The 22,059-nt window shown below is 61.7% G+C and carries 21 protein-coding genes and 2 pseudogenes; 15 read left to right on the plus strand and 8 right to left on the minus strand.

The window, feature by feature from the left end:
- From AC1D1L_RS14460 to AC1D1L_RS14475, 4 genes are all read right to left on the minus strand, one after another.
- Positions 1-987 carry an ABC transporter permease gene (locus AC1D1L_RS14460; protein ID WP_112565677.1) on the minus strand — a complete coding sequence of 329 codons (987 nt, stop codon included), beginning with the start codon at positions 985-987 and terminating at the stop codon, positions 1-3.
- 109 nt (positions 988-1,096) lie between these two features.
- Complete coding sequence (locus AC1D1L_RS14465; RefSeq protein WP_477342241.1) at positions 1,097-2,029, minus strand: sugar ABC transporter substrate-binding protein; 933 nt, start codon at positions 2,027-2,029, stop codon at positions 1,097-1,099.
- A 62-nt stretch (positions 2,030-2,091) separates the two neighbouring features.
- Positions 2,092-2,430 carry a hypothetical protein gene (locus AC1D1L_RS14470; RefSeq protein WP_477342243.1) on the minus strand — a complete coding sequence of 113 codons (339 nt, stop codon included), beginning with the start codon at positions 2,428-2,430 and terminating at the stop codon, positions 2,092-2,094.
- A gap of 138 nt (positions 2,431-2,568) precedes the next feature.
- Positions 2,569-3,726: a fumarylacetoacetate hydrolase family protein gene (locus tag AC1D1L_RS14475; RefSeq protein WP_477342245.1), complete on the minus strand. Its 1,158-nt coding sequence runs from the start codon at positions 3,724-3,726 to the stop codon at positions 2,569-2,571.
- Positions 3,727-3,912: 186 nt separating this feature from the next.
- On the opposite strand from AC1D1L_RS14475, the gene AC1D1L_RS14480 reads away from it, so the two are divergent.
- From AC1D1L_RS14480 to AC1D1L_RS14530, 11 genes and pseudogenes are all read left to right on the plus strand, one after another.
- Entirely contained in the window at positions 3,913-5,196 is a 1,284-nt protein-coding gene (locus AC1D1L_RS14480) for an NAD(P)/FAD-dependent oxidoreductase (protein WP_477342247.1), read from the plus strand.
- A gap of 96 nt (positions 5,197-5,292) precedes the next feature.
- Positions 5,293-6,180, plus strand: coding sequence for an ABC transporter permease (locus AC1D1L_RS14485; protein WP_477342249.1), 888 nt, complete (start codon positions 5,293-5,295; stop codon positions 6,178-6,180).
- Positions 6,177-6,980, plus strand: coding sequence for an ABC transporter permease (locus AC1D1L_RS14490; protein WP_477342251.1), 804 nt, complete (start codon positions 6,177-6,179; stop codon positions 6,978-6,980). Before AC1D1L_RS14485 ends, AC1D1L_RS14490 begins: the two co-directional genes overlap by 4 nt.
- A 29-nt stretch (positions 6,981-7,009) precedes the next feature.
- Positions 7,010-8,092, plus strand: a complete 1,083-nt coding sequence (locus AC1D1L_RS14495) for an ABC transporter substrate-binding protein (RefSeq protein WP_477342253.1) — start codon at positions 7,010-7,012, stop codon at positions 8,090-8,092.
- 281 nt (positions 8,093-8,373) lie between these two features.
- On the plus strand, positions 8,374-8,979 hold the full coding sequence (locus AC1D1L_RS14500) for a helix-turn-helix domain-containing protein (RefSeq protein WP_477342255.1): 606 nt from the start codon (positions 8,374-8,376) through the stop codon (positions 8,977-8,979).
- Complete coding sequence (locus AC1D1L_RS14505) at positions 8,969-10,054, plus strand: ABC transporter ATP-binding protein (RefSeq protein WP_477342257.1); 1,086 nt, start codon at positions 8,969-8,971, stop codon at positions 10,052-10,054. Before AC1D1L_RS14500 ends, AC1D1L_RS14505 begins: the two co-directional genes overlap by 11 nt.
- Positions 10,036-10,431 (plus strand): annotated as a pseudogene (locus AC1D1L_RS14510) (aldehyde dehydrogenase family protein); the annotation flags it as partial. The gene AC1D1L_RS14505 and the pseudogene AC1D1L_RS14510, both read left to right, overlap by 19 nt.
- A 976-nt stretch (positions 10,432-11,407) precedes the next feature.
- Complete coding sequence (locus tag AC1D1L_RS14515; protein WP_477342259.1) at positions 11,408-12,178, plus strand: hypothetical protein; 771 nt, start codon at positions 11,408-11,410, stop codon at positions 12,176-12,178.
- Entirely contained in the window at positions 12,162-12,953 is a 792-nt protein-coding gene (locus tag AC1D1L_RS14520) for a hypothetical protein (RefSeq protein ID WP_477342261.1), read from the plus strand. Before AC1D1L_RS14515 ends, AC1D1L_RS14520 begins: the two co-directional genes overlap by 17 nt.
- A 184-nt stretch (positions 12,954-13,137) precedes the next feature.
- On the plus strand, positions 13,138-13,491 hold the full coding sequence (locus AC1D1L_RS14525) for a SnoaL-like domain-containing protein (protein ID WP_477342262.1): 354 nt from the start codon (positions 13,138-13,140) through the stop codon (positions 13,489-13,491).
- 170 nt (positions 13,492-13,661) lie between these two features.
- Positions 13,662-14,012, plus strand: coding sequence for an ArsC family reductase (locus tag AC1D1L_RS14530; protein WP_477342264.1), 351 nt, complete (start codon positions 13,662-13,664; stop codon positions 14,010-14,012).
- A gap of 211 nt (positions 14,013-14,223) precedes the next feature.
- Here AC1D1L_RS14530 and AC1D1L_RS14535 read toward each other — a convergent pair.
- The 3 genes and pseudogenes from AC1D1L_RS14535 to AC1D1L_RS14545 form a co-directional block, all read right to left on the minus strand.
- Positions 14,224-14,564: pseudogene (locus AC1D1L_RS14535) on the minus strand (DUF488 domain-containing protein).
- 16 nt (positions 14,565-14,580) lie between these two features.
- On the minus strand, positions 14,581-15,837 hold the full coding sequence (locus tag AC1D1L_RS14540; protein WP_477342266.1) for an aminopeptidase: 1,257 nt from the start codon (positions 15,835-15,837) through the stop codon (positions 14,581-14,583).
- An 84-nt stretch (positions 15,838-15,921) separates the two neighbouring features.
- Positions 15,922-16,836 (minus strand): LysR substrate-binding domain-containing protein, encoded by a 915-nt coding sequence (locus AC1D1L_RS14545; RefSeq protein WP_477342268.1) that lies wholly within the window; start codon positions 16,834-16,836, stop codon positions 15,922-15,924.
- Positions 16,837-16,930: 94 nt separating this feature from the next.
- On the opposite strand from AC1D1L_RS14545, the gene AC1D1L_RS14550 reads away from it, so the two are divergent.
- From AC1D1L_RS14550 to sbmA, 3 genes are all read left to right on the plus strand, one after another.
- Entirely contained in the window at positions 16,931-17,140 is a 210-nt protein-coding gene (locus tag AC1D1L_RS14550; protein WP_477342270.1) for a hypothetical protein, read from the plus strand.
- Positions 17,141-17,475: 335 nt separating this feature from the next.
- Positions 17,476-18,633, plus strand: coding sequence for a YbfB/YjiJ family MFS transporter (locus AC1D1L_RS14555; RefSeq protein ID WP_477342272.1), 1,158 nt, complete (start codon positions 17,476-17,478; stop codon positions 18,631-18,633).
- A 115-nt stretch (positions 18,634-18,748) separates the two neighbouring features.
- The gene (gene sbmA, locus AC1D1L_RS14560) at positions 18,749-20,008 is read left to right on the plus strand and encodes a peptide antibiotic transporter SbmA (RefSeq protein ID WP_477342274.1); all 1,260 of its coding nucleotides are present in this window, start codon (positions 18,749-18,751) and stop codon (positions 20,006-20,008) included.
- A 34-nt stretch (positions 20,009-20,042) separates the two neighbouring features.
- On the opposite strand, the gene AC1D1L_RS14565 is transcribed toward sbmA, so the two are convergent.
- Positions 20,043-21,047: a polysaccharide deacetylase family protein gene (locus tag AC1D1L_RS14565; RefSeq protein ID WP_477342276.1), complete on the minus strand. Its 1,005-nt coding sequence runs from the start codon at positions 21,045-21,047 to the stop codon at positions 20,043-20,045.
- 291 nt (positions 21,048-21,338) lie between these two features.
- On the opposite strand from AC1D1L_RS14565, the gene AC1D1L_RS14570 reads away from it, so the two are divergent.
- Entirely contained in the window at positions 21,339-22,001 is a 663-nt protein-coding gene (locus AC1D1L_RS14570; RefSeq protein WP_436258820.1) for a tetratricopeptide repeat protein, read from the plus strand.
- Positions 22,002-22,059 lie beyond the last annotated feature (58 nt).

The raw sequence follows: 22,059 nt of genomic DNA on the forward strand, positions 1-22,059 counted from the left end.
TCACGTCCCTGCCTGATGCCGGCGTTCCAGCCATGAATGCAGCGCCATCATGCCGAGGATGATCGCGCCGATGAAGATGTTGTAGGCAAGGCCGGGCACGCCGATCAGCACGATGCCGTTGCGCATGACGCGCAGGATCAGGATGCCGAGCACGGTGCCGATGATGGTGCCGCGTCCGCCGGTCAGCGCCGTGCCGCCGATCACCACCATGGCGATTACTTCGAGCTCATAGCCGGTGCCGCTGTTGGGGTTGGCGGCCGATGTGCGCAGCGAGGAGATGACACCGGCCAGCGACGCCATCAGCGAGGACAGGATGAACAGGCCGATCTTGACGCCGTTGACGTTGACGCCGCGGGCGCGGGCGGCATTAGGGTTCCCGCCCGAGGCCTGGATCCAGTTGCCGGTGCGGCTCTGCGTCAGCACGTAGCCGAGTATTGCGGCCGCCGCGATGAACCAGAACAGCGACATGTAGATGCGGAACGGCCCGATGAAGAAATCGCCGACCAGCGCTTCGGCAAGCCAGCTGCCTTCCGCGCTCCAGGTGCGTTGCGGAAAGCCGTCGGTGACGAACAGCGCCGTGCCGCGCACCACCAGCAGCATGCCGAGCGTTACCAGGAAGGACGGGATCTTGAGCTGAGTGACGAACCAGCCATTGACCAGGCCGATGAAGGCGGCGACGACCAGAGCGACGACGAGGCCCATCTCCAGCGAGGTGACGCCGCTGTTGAACAGTGTCCACATCAGCACCGGCGAGAAGCCGAACAGCGAGCCGACCGACAGGTCGAATTCGCCCGATGTCATCAGCAGCGTCATCGCCAGCGCGATCAGCCCGAGTTCGACCGTGAAGGCGAGGATGTTGGAGATGTTCTGCGGCGACAGGAAGTCATGGTTGATGCTCCAGAACACGGCGAGTTCGATGATGAGCAGCACCAGGGGGCCGAATTCCGGCCTCGCGATCAGGCGTTGGGGGAGCGAACGGTTTTCCACTGATGACCCGTGACAGGAAGGGAAGGGCTGAACCTCGCACATACTGCGAACAGTTCGGCGAAAGGACGGTCGCGACCGCCGATGCGGCCGCGACTGTTAGGCACCCAGGTTATTTGCCGGACAGGATGTCGTCGTAGACCTGCGCGGTGTCCTTTTCGTAGAGCGCGCCGGTGATGACGTTGAAGCCCGGAGGAATGCCCGACGCTGCCATGTTGGCGAGCGACAGTGCGACATAGCTGGTCGCCTGCGGGTCCTGCCATTGGCCGGCATTGACGTAGCCGGTCAGCACTTCCTGCGTGGTGTCGAGCGAGTTGCCCCAGCCGACGACCGGGATTTCGCCCGGCTTGATACCGGCCTGGTCGAACACCCGCTTGATCGAGCCGGTGACCAGGTCGCCGAGGCCGATGATCGCCTTGACCTTGGCCTTGTTGGCGGTGAGGTAATCGACCATGCGGTTGATCACTTCGGCCTGGTCGAGCGTCGCCTCGGTGATTTCATAGGTGATCCCGAGCGGTTCGAAGACGCTCTTGATGCCTTCTTCTTCCTGAACGCCATAGGTGGCGCCCGGGACTTCAACCGGCATCCAGACGAAGTCGCCCTTCTTCACCAGGCCCTTGTCGACCAGATACTGCGCCCAATGCTTGCCGAAGGTGACGTTGTCGCCACCGACATAGGCATTGAAGTTCGCCTTCGGATCGGGCGTGTTGAAATTGATGATCGGGATTTTCGCCGTCCGTGCTTCCTTGACGATCTCGACAAGGCTGCCCGGATCGGGGCTGGTGGTGACGATGCCGTCGGCCTTGGCCGAGATCGCGGCGCGCACGGCCTCCTGCTGCGAGGCAACATCGCCATTGTGGAACGAGGTGTTAACGGTGTTGCCGGTGTCCTTCGCCCATTGCTTTGCACCGGCCAGGAAGTAGGTCCAGACCGGGTCGGCCGGGCCGCCATGCGAAATCCAGTAGAACGTCTTGGCCTGTGCCGCCGCCGGAATGGCCAGCGCCACAATCAAGCCAAGCACGAGTAATCGTAGCCTCGTCAGCATTTGCTTTCCTCCCATGTTGAAAAACGACCTCCACGTCCGGCGATGATCCGGGCCATGCCCGATCATTTCCTCCTGCCAGCGCCGACCCGGATGCACAGAGCATCTTCTTTTGCGGCCGATGGCAAGCCTCCATCCGCCCAATGGATGGTGACGCGGTGCAACACGCCATCAGCGATCCCATCAGATCGCATCAGTTCGAGCAATTCCAGGAAAAGTATGAAACGGTTTTCCCGGGAAAAGCGCGCAGCGCTTTCCCTTGGGAATTGCGTCAAATCAAGAGATACAGATATTTCCGAGCAGGCAGGCGGTGCCGGAACTAAGGCGTGCATATTTTCCGGAATGCGCTCGGCCCGGCGGTTGCGCAGCAGCTTGACCAGGCGGTCGAGCGCGAGCGCCAGCATGCGATTCGGCCCCCTCAGACCGTGCCCCGATCTTGGAGCGAATTCCGAAAACAGTCACCGGGATTTCGCCAACAAACGGCTTTCGGATCCCGGACAGGAACGTTTGCTGGCAGTCCGTTCGTCCAGACGGTCGTGAAATTAAATCAGATCGGCTTTGGCGAGGTCGCGCATGAGATGGCTGGCGCCGTAGGTCCAGTGCGGGCAATCGGGCGACAGAAGCACGCGATTGACCAGCGCGCCGAATTTCTCCGACGAAATGGTGACGATGTCGCCGACCTTGTGGGTGAAGCCCTTGCCCTTTTCGCCGCGGTCCTTCGACGGCACGAACATGGTGCCGAGATAAAGCGCCAGCCCGTCGGGATATTGGTGGTGTGGCCCCATCGCGGCCGCGACCAGCTCTTCCGGCGAACGGCTGATCTCGGCCATCGAACTCGCGCCCTCCAGCGAGAACCCGTCCTCGCCCTCGACTTTCAGCCGCACAATGGCCTGCTTCACGTCGTCGATGGCGAAGGTGTCGTCGAACAGCCGGATGAACGGGCCGAGCGAAGCTGAGGCATTGTTGTCCTTGGCCTTGCCGAGCAGCAGCGCCGAGCGTCCCTCGACATCCCTGAGATTGACGTCGTTGCCGATGGTGGCGCCAACGATCCTGCCGGTGCTCGCCGCGATCATTGCGATCTCCGGCTCGGGGTTGTTCCAGGTCGACACCGGATGCAGGCCGACATCGGCGCCAAAGCCCACGGACGCCATCGGCTGGCACTTGGTGAAGATCTCGGCATCGGGCCCGATGCCGACTTCCAGATATTGCGACCAGGCGCCGCGCTGGATCAGCTTCGCCTTGATCTCCATCGCTTCGGGCGAACCGGGCTTCAGCTTTGACAGATCATGGCCGATCAGCCCGGCAATGTCGGCGCGGATGGCGTCGGCCTTTTCGGCCGAGCCGCGCGCCTGCTCCTCGATGACGCGCTCGAGCAGGCTGACCACGAAGGTGACGCCCGACGCCTTCACCGCCTGCAGGTCGACGGGCGCAAGGAGATATGGCTGCGCCGGATCGCGTGTGGCCTGAAAGCTGTTGGCGGCAATCGCCTCGAGAGCGCCGATCGGCTTGCCCTTGGCGGAGCGCACATATCCCGCCGGATCGGTCATCTCGCAGATATCGCGCACGGTTGGCGCGGCGCTTGAGGTGATGTCGAAGACAGTGCCGTCGCGCACCGTGACCACCAGCGGATGCGCGGCATCGCTCGCTTTGGCGCGGCCGATAAAGAGCCCGTCGGCGGGAAGCTGCGTTGGGTTCGTCATGGCTTACGGTCCTTTGAATGATCGCGAATGGGAGCTGGCCTGAAGGGCGCGGCACTTTCACTGGATTCACGCCAAAGGTCTATCCCGTGGCGCAGCCAATTGTCAGTGCTGACATGAAGCCATCTCTTTCAAAAAAATGAAACTAGCACTAGGATTTTCATTTTACGCCATACTCCAGGTGAAGCCTTGCCCACGCCGTTTTCCGTCCCGATCTGGCAAAAGCCGCAGACCGCATCCACCTTTCAGTCGCTCGTCCCGGATGGCATGCTGGTGGATGTCGTCATCGTCGGCGGCGGCTTCATGGGCCTGTCGACGGCCTTGCATGCCGCCCGGCTTGGTCTCGGCGTTCAGGTGCTGGATGCCGGCGAGATCGGCCAGGGCGCCTCGGGCCTCAATGGCGGCCAGGTCATTCCCGGACTGAAATATGATCCCGAATGGCTGCTGGAGCATTTCGGCCCCGAGCGTGGCCAGGCATTGGTCGATTTCGCCGCCTCGACGGCAGATACGGTGTTCAATGTCATCCGTGACGAAAAACTGGCGGTACCGTTCACGCGCAATGGCTGGATCCAGGCTGCGCACACCGAAACCGCTTTGACAGCGGCAGCGAACCGGGATCGCCAATGGCGGGCACGTGGCGCCGATGTCCGGCTTCTCAGCCAAAGCGAGATCGCTGCGATGACCGGCGCGCAAGGCTATCTCGGCGGCTGGCTCGACCGCCGCGCCGGCATCATCGATCCGCTCGCTTATACGCTGGAACTGGCGCGCATAGCTGCCGCGGCCGGCGCCAGCATTGCCGAACGGCAGAAGGTGGTGAAGCTGACCAGGGACGCCGGCGTTTGGCGTGTTTCGAGCGCAAACGGCGCCGAAGTGCGGGCCAAGGCGGTTGTCCTGGCGACCAATGCCTATTCCGATGGACTGCTGCCTGGTCTCGCCGAGACGATCGTGCCGTTGCATTCCTTCCAGATCGCGACCGCGCCACTGTCATCCAACCTTGCAGCGGCGATCTTGCCGGAAGGGCAAGCGGTGTCCGACTCCAGGCGCATCCTCGTCTACTATCGCAGGACAGCCAACGGCCGGCTGGTGCTTGGTGGGCGCGGCCGCATGGCGCTGCCCTCCAGCGAAGCGGACTGGGCGCATCTGCAGCGTGCACTTGTGAGGCTCTATCCGGCATTGGCCGATACCCCGATCGAGAGGCGCTGGTTCGGCCGCGTGGCGATGACGCCGGATCATCTGCCGCACATCCACGAACCTGAAAAAGGCTTGCTCGCCGTGGTCGGTTGCCAGGGCAGGGGCGTCGGCCTGATGAGCGCGCTGGGAAAACGCATGGCGGGCTACCTGGCGAACGGTGATGCGGCACAATTGCCGTTCCCGCTGTCGCCGATCCGGCCGATCCCGTTTCATGCCTTCCGGCAGGTCGGCGTGGCAGCGACCATTGCCTGGTACCGGATGCTGGACGCCTTCGAGCGCTGATTGTGCGCCGGCCGTTCAGGCTCCGCGGATTCAGCTTGACAGTTTCAGGAATATGAAAAAAGTTAAGTCGATTTCATATTTCCATTGAGCAGTCCGATGTCGAGCATCGTTGCGTCTGAAGCGCCAGCAGGGTCCGGGTCGTCCCGAGGCTTCCGCTTTGCCATGTTGCTGCCGGGCGGACTGGTCACCTTCTTCCTGATCCTGTTTGCCCTCGGCCTGGTGCTGTTCCTCGCCTTGCGCGGCAATGACGGTTCGCTGCTCGGCGTCGGGTTCACGGCGAGCAATTTCATCACCGTGATCTCCGATCCGCTGTACTGGACGGTGACGCTGCGCTCGCTGGTGATTGCCGGCCTGGTGACGCTGGCAACTGTCGTCACCGCCTATCCCGTCGCCTACTATCTCGCGTTCCATGCCGGCCGCAGGCGTGGACTGCTGCTGTTCCTGGTGACCCTGCCGTTCTGGACCAGCTATCTCCTCCGCGTCTTCGCCTGGAAGATCGTGCTGGCCTACAACGGCGTGTTGAACTCGGCGCTGATCGAAAGCGGCATCTGGTCGGAACCGACGCTGGCCTTCCTCAACACGCCCGCTGCGGTCGTCGTCACCTTGGCGCACGCCTACGCGCCCTTTGCCATCCTGCCGATCTATGTGGCACTCGACACCATTCCGAAATCGCTGCTCGAAGCCGCGTCCGATCTTGGCGCCAGACCCTTCACTACCTTCCGCCGCGTTGTCTTGCCCAATTCCATGCCGGGCGTGCTGGCGGCGGCTCTCGTCGTCTTCGTGCCGACGGTCGGCGACTATGTCACGCCGGCCATGGTCGGCGGCCCGGCCAGCACCATGATCGGCACGCTGATCCAGTCTCAGTTCGGCAAGGCCAATGACTGGCCGTTCGGCGCTGCACTCTCGGTCTGCGTGATGCTGGTCATCCTTTGCGTGGTGCTGGTCGCGCGCGGCGCCGACCGCAAATTCGGCAGCCGCACATGAGCGCGGCGCGCACGGAAGGCGGTCGCTGGCTTGGCGTCTATGTCATCGCCTATCTCGTCTTTCTCTACCTGCCGGTCCTTTTGATCCCGCTGTTTTCCTTCAACAACTCGATCCAGGCAGCGTTTCCGCTGCAGGGCTTCACGCTCGAATGGTATGCCACGCTCTATGGCAATCCGGCGCTGTCCGGCGCGCTTTTGAACAGCCTCGTCATCGGCGTCGTGGCCGCCGCCGGCGCCACGCTCTGCGGCATCACCGTCTCCTACATGGACCTCTATGGCCGCTCGCCGCTGGCTGCCACCATCAGCGCCATCTCTAGGCTGCCGATCCTGATCCCCGGCGTCATCGTCGGCATATCGCTGCTCATCCTCGTCAACCTCATCGGCCTCGGCCCGTCGCGCATCGCCATCGTTCTCGGCCATATACTGGTGGCGCTGCCGACGACGGTGGTGATCATGCGCAGCCGCTTTGCCGCCATCCCGAAAACCATTCGCGAGGCAGCGCTCGATCTCGGCGCGTCCGACTGGACCACGTTCCGGCGGGTGATGCTGCCGCTCTCCCTGCCAGCGATCATTTCGGCCTTCATGCTGGCGTTTCTGATTTCCTTCGACGAGTTCATCGTCGTCTTCTTCCTCGCCGGCACCGAGCCGACGCTGCCGCTCTACATCTGGAGCCAGTTGCGCTTCCCGCGTTCGCTGCCGACCGTCATGGCGCTGGGGACAGCGATCCTGGCGGCGTCCTTCATCATTGCCGGCACAGCCGAATTGCTGCGCCATCGCGGGCTCAGCGCGAAACCATCCTGATGACAACAAAACAAGAGAGGAGAACTGAAATGGCATTCGACCTGACATCTGGCCTGAAATCGATCACCGGAAAGGCAGCTCGTACCGGGCTTGCCGCCCTTGCAATCGTCCTGTCGTCGACCGTCGCCTTCGCCGCCGACAAGCTGCAATATTTCACCTGGTCGGGCTACGAACTGCCCGACTTCAACAAGAGCTTCCTCGCCGCGCATCCGGACGGCGTCGAAGCCTCGATCTTCGGCGACGACGACGATGCCTTCACCAAGGTCAAGGCCGGCTTCCGGCCGGACATCGCGCATCCCTGCTACGACAAGGTGGCGCGCTGGAACAAGGAAGGTCTGCTGCAGCCGATCGACACCAAGCGCATCAAGAACTGGGATTCGATTTTCCCGGTGTTCAAGAACCTGCCCGACATCCAGGCCGGCGACGGCAAGGTCTGGATGGTGCCGTGGGACTGGGGCAACACCTCGATCCTTTACCGCACCGATCTGGTCAAGAACCCGGAAGCAAGCTGGAACCTTCTGTGGGACAAGCAGTATGCCGGCCGCATGGCGACCATCGATGCCGTACATGACACGCCGATCGTTGCCGCGCTGCTCGCCGGCGTCAATCCGTTCGACATGACGCCTGAGCAAATGGACAAGGTGGCGGAAAAACTGCGAGAGCAGCGCCCGCTGCTGTCCAGCTACACCACCGACATGACCTCGGTCGAACAGGCGCTTGCCAGCGGCCAGCTGGTCGCCGCCATGACCTGGAACGCGTCGGCCACTTCGCTGAAGAAGCAAGGTGTGCCGGTCGAGTTCATGAAGCCTAGGGAAGGCATGCTGACCTGGGCCTGCGGCTTCGTCATGCTGAAGGACGCCAAGAATGTCGACCTCGCCTACGACTTCATCAACAGCCGGCTCGACGCCGACTCGGGTAAGTACCTGATCCAGTCCTACGGCTATGGCAGCTCGCTGAGCACCGCCTTCGCCGGCGTGGCGAAGGACGAACTGGACAAGCTGCAATTGCCGGCGGATCCGGAAGTGATGCTGAAGTCGACCATCTTCACCGGCCCGATGAAGCAGAATGACGACGTGGCGAAGATGTTCGAGAAGGTGAAGGCGGGCGGTTGAGCATTCAATTGTCGACGTTTGGGCTGCCCCTCACCTGCCTGACAGCATCCTCTCCCCGTATAGTGACGGGGAGAGGGGCGCTGTCATCGATCGGTTCGCCAATCTCCAGCGTTGCAGGAAGCGGCACCTGGACTGAAGCCGCCCGTTTCTCCCCGTCACTATACGGGGAGAAATGTCCGGCAGGACAATGAGGGGCGGCGCCGACGGCCGGTAAATTGCGATTAATTTCTTGAAGCCGGCCCATCTCGCCGCGCCCGTAAGACTGCAACAAGGACCCACGCATGGACATGCTTGACGAGACAACCGAGAAGCCCAAAGATGCCGACATCCGCGTCGGCCGCCGTGTGCGGGCGCTGCGGCTGGAGCGCAATCTGTCGCTAGCCGAGCTTGCGGCCAAGGCCGGCGTGTCGATCGGGGCGCTGAGCCAGATCGAGCGCGGCCTGTCCTCTTTGCGCGTCAAGGTGATATGGCCGCTCGCTGCCGCACTCGACATCGAGCCCTCGGCGCTGATCACGGACGGCAAGGATGCCGGCAACGATCTCTATTGCGTGCGTGCCGACAAAAGGCGGCAGCTCCCGGTCAAGTCGGAAGGCATTGCCAAGGCGCTGCTGTCGCCGCCGGGCGCGACGCTGACCGGGCTCCTGGTGACAGTAGAGGCCGATGGTGGCACAGCGGAAGCCTATGCGCATATCGGCCACGAGTTCGGCTACGTCCTGTCGGGCGAGGCCGAGCTGGTGGTGGATTCGACAAAATATGTGCTGAAGAGCGGCGACTCCTTTGCCTTCAAGAGCACGCTTCTGCACGCCTTCCGCAATCCCGGCACCGAGCGCTGCCAGATCCTCTGGGTTAACACCACCAAGCCGTCCGAGGTTCGCGATGGCGCTTGATGCTCTGGTACGTTTGGACAAGGTCTCGAAGGTGTTTCCCGGCGGCATTGTCGGGCTCGATGCCGTCGATCTCGACATCATCAGCGGCGAGTTCATCACGCTGCTCGGACCGTCGGGCTGTGGCAAGACCACCAGCCTGCGTGTCATCGCCGGCTTCGAGAGTCCGTCCAGCGGCAAGGTTCTGCTCGACGGCCGCGACATCACCGCGCTCCGGCCCTTCGACCGTCCGGTCAACACCGTGTTCCAGGACTATGCGCTGTTCCCGCATATGAACGTCGCCGAAAATGTCGGCTTCGGCCTGTCATTGCGCAAACTGTCCGGCAGCGAACAGGCCAAGCGCGTCCGTGAAGCGCTCGACATGGTCGGCCTCGCCGACAAGCTCGGCGCCCGCGTCTCCGAACTGTCGGGCGGCCAGCGCCAGCGGGTCGCGCTCGCCCGCGCCATTGTCTGCGAGCCGCGCGTGCTGTTGCTCGACGAGCCGCTGTCGGCGCTCGACGCGCATCTGCGCGAACAGATGCAGGTCGAGCTGAAACGGCTGCAGTCGCGCCTCGGCACCACCTTCGTCATGGTCACCCACGACCAGACCGAAGCGCTGTCGATCTCCGACCGCATCGTCGTCATGAACAAGGGCCGCATCGAGCAGATCGCGCCGCCGGCCACGCTCTACGACCGGCCGGCGACGAAATTTGTGGCGAGCTTCATCGGCACGATGAACCTGTTGCAGTCGCGCTTCCTCGGCCGCGATGGCGACCGCCTGCGCTTCGCCGCCGGCGGGCTCTCCCTGGAAGCAACATCCGAGACCGGCGATACACCCGCCGAGGGCGCCGAACGCACCATCGGCGTCCGTCCCGAGGATCTGCTGGCCACCACCGATGCCGCTGCCGGCACGGCGCCGGCGCGCGTCAACAGCATCGTCTTCCACGGCCGCACGCTGCGCCTGCATGCCGAACTCGGCCAGGGATTGCCGGTGGTGATCGACGCCCCGCGCCAGGCCGAAGGTTTTCAATTCAGCGTCGGCGATGTGGCGCATATCAGTCTGCGCCGTGGCGCCAACTGCCCTATGCTGCCAAGCTGATCCGCCCCAAGATTCAGCGGCTGATCGGGGCCGGCATCAAGGAAGGCGCGACGCTCGTCACCGGTGACCCCGGCCGGCCGGAGCATCTCAACCGCGGCTATTATGTGCGCCCGACTGTCTTCGGTCACGTCACCCCCGGGCATGACCATCGAGAAGGAAGAGATCTTTGGGCCGGTGCTGTCGGTCATCTCCTACAAGGGTGACGAAGACGCGGTGAAGATCGCCAACGACACCGTTCTATGGTCTCGCCGCCTATGTGCAGTCCGGCGACATCGAGCAGGTCCGCAAGGTGGCCAGACAGCTGCGGCCGCGAATACGCCGACTGGGCGATCCACGACTTCCTCGAGGTCAAGGGCATCATCGGCTACGGGGCGTAGCAGGCCTTAGGTCAAGTTCACCACGGCGGTTGGTCTGCCTTTGCGTCCAACCGCCGGCGGTGAAAAAGGAAGATGGAATTAGGTATGAATTGACTCGACAAGGAACATATTCCTACCTTGTCTTATGCCCGAACTGAGCACCCGACCGCGCCGAAATGTGCAAACCCTGTGCCTGGCGCACGAGGTCGGGCAGCTAATTAGTATCCGATGCCGGCACTGCAACATTACTCGACACTATCTCCCTGGCGACCTCGCAAAGCTGGTCGGTGATATACCTTTTTGGGACGTGGAACGGCACATGCGGTGTGAGCGCTGCAAAGGTCGCGAGCTTGACGCCAGCATCATCCTGCCTAGCGCAGCCGAGCGTTTGAAAATTCGTGTTAGGCGTCTTGTCGAAATCCGCATGGTTCGCCGGGTGATCTGGCGAGACGAGGACTGAGCAAAGGGTTGTCAACCGATCCTGCAGTCGACAGTAGTTCGGTTTGAAATTTTGGTCCGCTTTCACGGTGCCTTTCGCGTCACCACGGCAGCGACTATATCTATCCGATGGCCTATGATCGATATACCGTCACTTATCATCTGACGCCGAATGGATGGGTGACATCTGACGACGCACCTGCCGATCGAGTCCTGACGCGTGTTCTCCGCGTAGAGCAAGCATCGGGATGGTCCGATCGTGAACACCGAACTTGGTCCACAGAATGGGAAGCGCCTGATGAGCTAAAGGCTGACCGCGAGCGCCTAGAAAAGCAGTTTGGAGCCAAACCATGACTACGCCCTCGCGCACGCGCGATCTCAATTAACTCGACAAATTGATCGCAGATATTGCTACTTGCGCTGCAAGTGATAACGTTCTCTCGAAAAGTCCAATGACCTCGTTGACAAAGTCTGGAGGACTTAAGGGGGGCAACGCAGAGGCCGACTGTTTGTCGCTTGAGCGCCGCCAAGAAATTACGAAGCAGGCGGCGTCCATTAAATGGCGAAAAATCCGGCGGTAATAGTCTACCCACAAGCGGTGCCAGTCAAAGCTATGGCCTGTGGCGTGGCTGACCTCAAAAGCCAAGACGCAAACGAAATTTGCTTTTGCGGTGATGACGGCGGGTTCGTCATCAAAAAGAACGATAAGTACCCAGCTCTGCCTCACATTGAATGGTTTTGCTCGTCGCTTGCGCGATCGGTAGGTGTCCCCCAAGTTGACTTCAGCGTGGTCGAGCACACGGACGGCAATTTTTGGTTTGGCTCTAGCTGGAAGACCGGCCAAGTCAAGGATTGGTGGACCCTTGCGGCAAACGGAACCATAGATTTTACGCATTTATCGGAAGACATATCGCGCATTTATGCACTTGACTTATTTATCAATAACGACGACCGCCATCTGAATAACTACTTCGTTGTAAATGAAAACGGCAGGTCTAAGATATACTCTTTTGATTACTCTCGATCGTGGCTCAACAAACCATTCCCGTTAGTTGGGCTGGTGACCGACCCTGCGACCAACACAGTTAAGGTTAGAGAATATCTAAAAGCGAATTTTGGAAATTACATAAATGTTGGCGCAATGACCGAAGTATTGGATAATATAGCATCAATACAGCAACCAAGAGTTTCTGATATAATCGCTGCTCATCCAAACAATTGGTTGACACGGGCGGACACAGATGCTATATTGAACTGGTGGAATTCAGGCGCAGTTCTAACTCGCGTGAACGAAATAAAGGCCGGTATTCAGAATGGCGCACTCTTATAAATTTTCCCTTATTCGCGCTTGCCCAAGCAGTGTGCGTGGTGAGCAGGTGAATGTCGGGATAGTGGTCGCCGGGCCGAACGGTTTGGACGTGCGCCTGCCAGAGATGCGCAAGCTGCAGCATCTTACTGGTCATAAATGGGACGACGTTGCGAGTGCCTACGCGAACGTGTTGGCAAAGCAAGAAAGCCGGGGCGTGCCGCTGGAAACGGCATTGGGGTCGCTGGCCTCTTACAGCGAGGTCTTTCAGATTGGACGGCCGGGGGAGCTGATTGCCAATACGACTGATGAATACGAGGCAGCCATAAAAAAGCTGTTGAACTTCTTTGTAGACAAGCCATCGCTCTCTCGTCGGGAAAAACAGCAGAAGATTAATTCCGAGATATCTTTAATGCTCAGGAGGGGTGGCCTTCTAGGTGATAAGAATAGTCGTATCGAAGACGGAAAGGTTATCCCGAGGTTCGTCATCTCCGAAGAAAAAGAGATAGTTGCCGACTTTGCGTACAAACCGAACGGCCTCAAGGTGGTGTCCACTCTGGACCTCCGAGGTCTTAAGAATGCTGCCCACGGGAAGGCGTGTGAGAAGGGTGCGACCCTATATTTCGCGAGAGAGCAGTTCGGGAAAAACGTAAAGCCCTTGGGGGTCTATGCGGCCGATCCTGCGGAGGCAGTATTGCATAGCAGCGAAATCGAGATATTGAGCAGCTTTGCTGAAGGGAACGCGTATAACTGGCTGGTCCCGAAAGATCGGCAGAAATTTCAGCACGACCTATATTGAACCTTGGTTTCATGTTTGGCCGATGGATGTCCCTGATTGCGGACATGACAAGCTCGCCTCAACTCGTCACATAGCCGCGCTATATCAATCGTCCTGACACCAGTTGTCAGCTACCGAGCGTCCTAACGGTGGCAGGCCGGCGTGCGGCCCCCTACTTGGGATGCGTCTGAACAGGAGGAACATCATGACCACTGCGGAACTTGCCAAGGATTTCACCGAACTCCTCAAGCAGGGCGACAGCCACAACGCTGCCGCGAAATACAATGCCGACGACATCGTCAGCTATGAGGCGATGGAAGGGCCGATGGCTGTCTGCAACGGCAAGGAAGCCGTTAAGCAGAAGGGCGAATGGTGGGAAGCGAACCATGAGGTCCATGGCGGCTCGATCGATGGCCCCTATGTCAATGGCGATCAGTTCGCGCTGCGCTTCAAGTTTGACATAACGCCCAAGGCTACCGGCGAGCGGGCCACGATGGATGAAGTTGGCCTGTACACGGTCAAGAACGGCAAGATCACCGAAGAGCGCTTCTACTACTGAGGGCCGGAATGCCGCCGGCTCCCGGTTCGCTTGCGTGATTTAAGAATGGCGGCCGGGACACTGCCTGGCCGCCAGGCAAATGCGCTGGTAGCGGTCGGGATGCTGGCAAAGCGGGAAGGGCGGTTTTAGGCTGTTGGCGGATTCGACTGTCAGCCCAAGGGGAGCGCGTTTTGACCATCACCATGTACGGCATCACCACCTGCGACACGATCAGGAAGGCGCGCACCTGGCTGGAGGGCCACGACGTGCCCTACCGTTTTCACGACTACCGGGCCGAGGGGATCGACGCGGGCAAGCTGGACGGCTGGATCGGCAAGGTCGGCTGGGAAAAGCTGCTCAACAAGGGCAGCACGACGTTTCGCGAGCTCCCGGACAAGGACAAGGCCGGCCTCGACGAGAAGAAGGCCAAGAAGCTGATGCTGGCCAAGCCGACCATGATCAAGCGTCCGGTGCTGGAATTGGGAGATCGGATTTTGGTTGGGTTCAAGGCCGATGTTTATGAGGCGGAAGTGGGGAAGTAGATCTTCACCGCCGCGATCCTTCGCGCCCCCCTCTGTCCTGCCGGACATCTCCCCCACGAGGGGGGAGATTGGCGGTATTGGCGCCTCGCTTATCCTGCAACGCTGGTGATTGGCGAAAGCTCGCGTGACGTCTGATCTCCCCCCATGTGGGGGAGATGTCCGGCAGGACAGAGGGGGGCGCTGTCCCGCCGGCTTCTGAATTCCGATCGGCTCAGCCTGTCCCGTGCAAATACCCCGCCAGCGCCACCGCATTGTTGTGCGCTTCATCATGCGCGCCGTAGAGCAGCGTCGCAGGCCACGGAGTTGCGCCGTCGCCTCACCGTTCCCGTCCAGCTCGACCGCATACCGCTTCCGAAACTCCGCCCACCGAGCCGGCTCATGCCCGAACCATTTGCGCAATTCGTCGCTCGGCGCGATGTCCTTCAGCCACAGCGTCAGCGCGGCATCCGCCTTGCTGATACCACGTGGCCAGATGCGGTCGACCAGCACACGCTGCCCGTCGTCGGGCGCGGGTGGCTCGTAGATGCGCTTGACCGTCAGGGCGAAGCCCATCCGACCCTCCGCAAGCTCAGGCCCATTCGCCCTTGCGCATCACCGGCACATTGCGGCCATCCTTGTGGACGCCGTCGATGTCGATCTTGTCCGAGCCGATCATCCAGTCGATGTGGATGAAGCTCTTGTTGCCGCCGCGCTGGGCGATCTCGTCCTGGCTGAGCGAGGCGCCGTTGACGAAGCATTTCGAGTAGCACTGCCCGAGCGCGATGTGGCAGGCGGCGTTCTCGTCGAACAGCGTGTTGAAGAACAACAGCCCGCTGGCCGAGATCGGCGAGGAATGCGGCACCAGCGCCACTTCGCCGAGCCGGCGCGAACCCTCGTCGGTGTCGAGCACCTTCTTCAACACGTCCTCGCCCTTCGACGCCTTGGCCTCGACGATCCTGCCGTCCTCGAAGCGTACCGAAATCTCGTCGATCAGCGTGCCCTGGTAGGACAGCGGCTTGGTCGAGGAGACATGTCCGGAGACGCGCCGTGCATGCGGCGTGGTGAAGACTTCCTCGGTCGGGATGTTGGGATTGCAGGTGATGCCGTTCTTGGCCGTCGAGGCGCCGCCCATCCATTCATGGCCGTCCGCCAGCCCGACGGTGAGGTCGGTGCCCGGCCCGGTGAAATGCAGCGCATGGAAATTGTGGCCGTTCAGCCATTCGGTGCGGCCGCGCAGCGCTGCATTGTGCGCCGTCCAGTTTGCGATCGGATCTTCTACGTCGACCCGCGATGCCGAAAAGATGGCATCGGCGAGCTTGACCACGGCGACATCGTCGGCATCGCCGGGGAAGACCTGCTTGGCCCAGGCGAGATCGGGGTAGGCGACGATGTTCCAGTTGATGTCGAAGCCGGTGATCTTCTCCAGCGCCGGCTGGTAGGCCATCGAGTTCGCCTTGTTGGCGCGCGCCACTTTGGCTGGGTCCTGCGCCGACAGAAGCGACGGGTCTTCGCCGCGCACGGCTAGCCGAGCCGCATTGTTGGAAAAGGCTTTCGCCATGCCCTCATACATCCAGCCGGCGGCGCGGTCGAAGCCGGCATCCGCCCCGTAGCGGAAGCGCGCAAGCGTGATCTCGTCGTCGTTGAAGATCGGCGTCACCAGACCGGCGCCGGCCTTGTAGGCGTGCTCGACGATGCGCCGGGTCAGCGGCAGGGCCGCAATCGACGAGGTCAGCACCAGGTCCTGCCCCGGCTGCAACTGCAGCCCGACCTTGATGGCGACTTCGGCCAGCCTGTCGAGCTTCACCGGGTCGATCGTTGCGGAAACGCCGCGCGAATGTGTGGTCATGATCCTGCCTGCCGTGCTGTTTGATCTGACTTTACATAGACCGGGGCCGGCATCCTTTCCACCGCCATTGCGCTGGGCCAGAGTCTAGGCAGCACTCTCCAGCGCACTGAACTGCGCCATGGTCTGCGCGATCTCGTCGCGGATCCAGACCTTGAAATCCCGCACCTTGCGGCTTTCGGCCTTGCTGGTCGAGGTCACCATCCAGTAGCCGAGCCCGCTGTCCACGCGAACGCCGAAAGGCGCGACCAGCCGGCCATCGGCCAATGCGTCAGCGGCCAGCAACTGCCACGCAAGCATCACGCCATGCCCGGCGATCGCCGATTCCAGGCACAGCATCGGGTCGGTAAAACGCGCGCCCTTGCGGAAGGTGACCGGTTCGGCGCCGGCAGCTTCAAACCAGCTCTCCCAGTTGATCATCGTCCGCTCGTCGGTGATGGCGCAGGTCTTCGCCAGATCCTCGATCGCGTGGAGCCTGCTGGCGATCGACGGCGCGCACACCGGGAACACTTCCTGCGCCAGCAGAAGTTCGGCCCTTCCGGCCGGCCAGGTGCCATCACCCATCCGGATGGCGATGTCGACGTCGGAATGGTCAAGATCAGCCAGCTGAGCCGAGGCGTCGATGCGCAGCAGCACGTTGGGATGCCGATCGAAATGCCGCGACAGCCTGGGCAGCAGCCATTTCGAGGCGAAGGCCGGCGCTACCGAAACCACCAGCGTGCACTGGTTTGCCTCGTCGGCAAGCGCCACCGCCTGCGCAAGTTCGCGAAAACCGGCGCCCAGCCTGGCGGAAAACACCCTGCCGAATTCGGTCAGCACCAGACCGCTTGCGGTTCGTTCGAACAGCGCCTGTCCGAGCTGCTTTTCGGTGCGGTTGATCTGCTGGCTGACGGCGCTGACAGAGACGTTGAGTTCGCCGGCAGCCGCCGCGAGCGAGCCGAGGCGGGCAACGGTTTCGACGGCGCGCAAGCCGTTGAGATGGACGCGGTTCAGCATAGCCATTTCAGTTTTTCTAAACCGCTACGGCTGAAATCTCAATTGAAAGACAGCCCGACAAGGCAGATTTTAGCGGGACAGTCAGACCGAGGAGGCGAGGATGGTGACGATCGTATCATTGCTCAAGATCTTTGCGGCCGTGGGCGCGCGGCGAGCCCCGCGCCAAAATGGCGATGCCGTCAATTGGGCGACCGATCCGCTGTCTCATCCGGTGCTCGACACCATGTCGGCGCGCGAACTCGGCGACATTCCGTTCCGCTTAACGGCACGCCGCACCGCTTATGAGACGGCGCAAGCAGGCTGCAGCTGAAAATCGCGGACGCGGTAGAGAAAGAGACGATACCGTTGACATCGGCGCCGCCCCTCATTGCCCTGCCGGGCATTTCTCCCCGTATAGTGACGGGGAGAAAAAGCGTGCGCTGAAGGTTTCGCCAACCACCAGCGCTGCCGGAAAGGGCGCCGAGGCGCACGATTAGCCACCTTCTCCCCGTTCTACGGGGAGAAGGTGCCGGCAGGCGGATGAGGGGCGGCGCTGACGCAGAAGTTTTCGCGCCAATCTGTGCAACCGGGCGTTTCACCAAAGCTCTGCCCTGGCCCAATTCAAGCGCATTGTCTCCCCACCGGGCACCCTTATTGTGCACCGCAATGAATGCCGCGCCGTCACCCCTTCGCCTTGCTCTCGCCGGCATGATTGCCATGGCCGTCGCCATGGGCGTCGGCCGCTTCGTCTACACGTCGATCCTGCCCGGCATGATGGAGGAACTCCATCTGTCGCCGGCCGATGCCGGCTGGATCGCGTCGGCCAACTATCTCGGCTACCTCATCGGCGCGCTTGCGGCAGCCGGTGGCTGGGCGCATGGGCGCGAGCGCCTGCTGATGTTTGGCGGCCTTGCCGCAAGTGCTGCGCTCGCCGCCCTGATGGGGCTGACCGAGACGATGACCGCCTTCATCGTCATCCGTTTCCTCGCCGGTCTCGCCAGCGCCTTCGTCATGGTGTTCATGGCCAGCATCGTCTTCGGTCATCTGGCTGCCGCCAATAGAAGCGATCTGCAGGCGCTGCATTTCGGCGGCGTCGGCCTCGGCATCGCGGCGTCCTCGGCGCTGATGGCGATCCTGGTCACCGAACATGCCGGCTGGCCGGCGGGCTGGCTGTGGTCGGGCGCGATTTCGGCTGGCGGCTTGGCGCTCGTCGCCTGGCTCGCTGGCGGCACCGCGCCCGTCAATGGCGTGGCCGGCCGCGAACCGGCGCTGCCCAAGGACCGGTCGCTGGTGAAGGTCATCATCGCCTATGGCCTGTTCGGCTTCGGCTATGTGGTTACGGCAACCTTCCTCGTCGCCATCGTCCGCCAGGGTGGCGGCGGCCGCGTCTTCGAGGCTACGGTCTGGATGGTCACCGGCCTTGCCGGCTTTCCCTCGGTCTGGCTCTGGCAGAAGATACCGGCACGGATCGGGCTCTACGCAGCCTATGCCGTGGGCTGCCTGGTCGAAGTGGTCGGCGTCACCGCCAGCGTCGCCATGGGCGGCACCGTCGGGCCGCTGCTGGCAGGCGTCCTGCTCGGCGGCACCTTCATCGCCATCACCGCGCTCGGCCTGCAGACGGCAAGGCTGCTCGTGCCACAGGCGCCGCGCCGCATCTTCGCGCTGATGACTGCGTCCTTCGGCATCGGCCAGATCGTCGGCCCGATCGTCGCTGGCCTGCTGGCGCAGGCCTCGGGCAACTTCTTCCTCGCCTCGATCGTAGCTGCTGCCGTATTGCTGGTATCTGCTGGGATAACCTGGTCGGCTGCGCCAAAATCGCCATGATTGTAGTCTTGCTCGATGCCGGGCATCGGGCACGGGCATTTGCTTTCCACCTAATGTGTGACTTTATGCCCGCTGAACCCCGCTGATTTGCGCATCGACCGAGGATTTCACCACAGTGTTCGTATCCTTCTTCCCGCAGCCGAAGTTGTTCTTCTCTTCGGTCGCCATCTGGAGCCTTGCGGCAATTCTGTTCTGGTTCTTTGGAGGTGAGCAGTTGGGCGCGGTCTTCGGCCTGCCGCCGGCAGCCGCCGACGCGCCGCCCATCATCGGCATCGCCATCCTCGTGTCGAAGCCATTCCTTTGGTTCTATCTCTATTTCGCGTTCTGCGTGCTCGTGTTCTACGCGTTCTGGAGCTGGTATTCGCCGCATCCATGGCAGCGCTGGTCGATCCTGATGACGTCGGTCATCCTGTTCTTCATCTATTTCAATGTGCAGGTCAGCGTCGCCGTCAACGCCTGGTACGGCCCCTTCTTTGATTATGTGCAAGGGTTGATGTCGGGGACGGGAAAGTCGACCAATGGCGAATTCTACATAGGATTGGCCGACTTTTCATGGCTCGCGCTGGTTGGCATGAATGTGCAGGTGGTCAACGCCTTCATCGTCAGCCACTGGATCTTCCGCTGGCGCACGGCGATGAACAGTTATTTCGTCGAGAACTGGGGCAGACTTCGCCATATCGAAGGCGCCTCGCAGCGTATCCAGGAAGACACGATGCGCTTCTCGCAGATCATGGAGGATCTCGGCGCTACCTTCGTCCAGTCGATCATGACCTTGATTGCATTCCTGCCGGTGATGATCCAATTGCAGTCCCACATCAGTGAGTTGCCGATTGTCGGTGCGATCCCTCAGCCATTGGTGGTCGCAGCACTGGCCTGGTGTCTGTTCGGAACGATCTCGGTCATGGTCGCCGGTCTGAAGCTTCCGGGACTACAATTCCGTAACCAGCGCGTTGAAGCTGCTTACCGCAAGGAACTGGTCTATGGCGAGGACCATGCGGACAGAGCCCAGCCAGCCACCACTGCCGAGCTGTTCGCGAATGTTCGTCACAACTATTTCAGGCTTTATTTCCACTACATCTATTTCAACGTTGTCCGTTACACCTACCTGCAGGCCGACAACATTTTCTCACTGCTGATCCTGGGGCCGTCACTGGTTGCGCACAAGATCACCTTTGGCGCGCTGAACCAGATCTCGAACGCCTTCGGCAAGGTTACCGGGTCTCTGCAGTTTCTGCTCACCTCCTGGTCGACGATCGTTGAACTTCAGTCGGTTCACAAACGCTTGCGCGCGTTCGAAGCGACACTGCAAGGGGAGCCGTTGCCGCCCATCGATCAGCGTTACCTGGAGCGGCAGAGCGCCGAAGATCCGGCCTAAAGACCGAGGTTTGGAGATCGAACCGGTGGGCGGCTCAGCCGCCCACCGACGCTTGTCTTTCGACGCCACCCTGCCTCTGCACATAATCGCGAAAACTGATGCACTCGACATCGGCTTTGACGCAGGTCTCGCCGGCAAAGCGTTCCAGCGCGTTCCAGTAGGCGCCGTCATTCATCAGCGTGAAGTGGAAGCTGAGCACCAGCGGAATGCGCCTGCCCTGGTATTGCTTGTCGAACGCAGCGCGGAAGGCCTGGTAGGTCCGCTCGCTGAACTCGACCGCCTGGCTCGGTCGCTCGAAGCCGCCGGAATGCCGGACATAGAGATTGTAGTCCATGGCGATCACCGGCCTGCCGCTCGGGCCTTCCGGAATCTGCGGCAATGAAAAGCGGGTCAGGCCGCCACCGGTCGGTGGCTCGACCGGACCTTTCGAAACGCCACTGGCGTCATAGTGGTAGCCGGCTTCAGGCAGGGCCTGATAGAGCCCTTTGCTGGTCGAGAGGTACGGCGCGCGAAAGCCGACCACGGCATGGGCAACATCGTGCCAGCCCTTGGGTTCGGACGTGATGCCGTTGATCGAATAGGCGTTCTCCAGAATGCGCTCGAACGACGCGAATTCCTTCAGCCAGTCGGCCTTGCTCCAGTCCTTGCCGTCGAAATGGCCGCAGCCATGGCTGGCGATGTCATGACCCTCCGCGGCCGCGAGGCCAATCTGGTCGAGGCGGTCCGCGACCTCCTGCTTCGAGACGGCAAAGCCGATGTTGGATTTGCCCGCGGACTTTCCGGGCGGCGTGTATTCGGCGCGCGTCTGCTGCGACAAGAGAAAGACGCAGGACAGAAAGTAGGTGAAATGCGCGCCGGTGCGTTTCGCCAGCGCCCGGCTGCGCTGCCATTGCGAAATCTCGCGGGCGCTGTCGAACGAGATGATGACCACTTGCTTCGGCTTGGCCGGGACGGGCGCGGCCGGCGGGTCGGCGAAAACTGCGCCCGCCGTGGCAAGCATGGCTGTGGAAAACGCAACAACGCGGGACAGAAGAGGCATCGGCAATCTGGGCTTGATCCGGAGGCAGTCAAAGCCGGCTATCGGCAAAATGTGGCGTGGGTACGGTCGGTGCCCGGAGCATGATCCCGAAAAGTGGAGACCGGTTTTCGGAAAAGATCATGCTCAAAAAGGAAGTGGAGCCCCATCCCGACCCCGTCGGGATGGAACAGGCTCCAGCCGCCTGCCAGGCGATTAGCCGATTTTCCTGCCCAACCCCTTCCATGCCGACAAAATTTCGCTAAAACGCGGGCTCAAGAAGCGCCCCTTCCGGGGCAGCAATGGTTTTGATTGATGTCCGACGACAGTTTTATCCGCGAAGTCAACGACGAGATCCGTCGCGAGCAGGCGCAGGCGCTGTGGGACCGTTTCGGTCCGGCGATCCTCGGCCTTGCCATCCTGGTGGTGCTCGGCACGGCTGCCTTCGTCGGCTACCGCTATTGGGACGAGAGCCGCGCCAACCGCTCCGGCGATGCCTTTTCGCAGGCGCTGAAGCTTGCCAATGACGGCAAGAGCGACGATGCGCTGGCAGCCCTTCAGCAGCTGGAAAAGGATGGCTACGGCGCCTATCCGCTGCTCGCCCGCATGCGCGCGGCAACCGTCAAGGCCGACAAGGGCGACTTTGCCGCCGCCGTTGCGGATTTCGATGGCGTCGCCGCCGACACCGCCATTCCCCAGGGCATTCGCGACATGGCGCGCCTGCGGGCAGCCCTGCTGCTGGTCGATCACGGATCCTTCGCCGACGTCTCCAGCCGCGTCGAGGCGCTGACCGCCGACAACAACACGCTGCGCCACACGGCGCGCGAAGCGCTCGGCCTTGCCGCCTGGAAGGAAGGCAAGACCCAGGATGCGCTGAAACTGTTCGACCAGATCGCCGCCGATGACGGCGCCCCGCGCAATGCGCGCCAGCGGGCGACGCTGATGTCGGAACTGATCCGCGGCTCGGGCGCGTCATGATACGCGTCGCCCAAAATGCGCTGCGGTTTTGGGCGATGGATGACGGATTGTAGGGCCG

Source organism: Mesorhizobium sp. P2_D6, assembly GCF_056404315.1.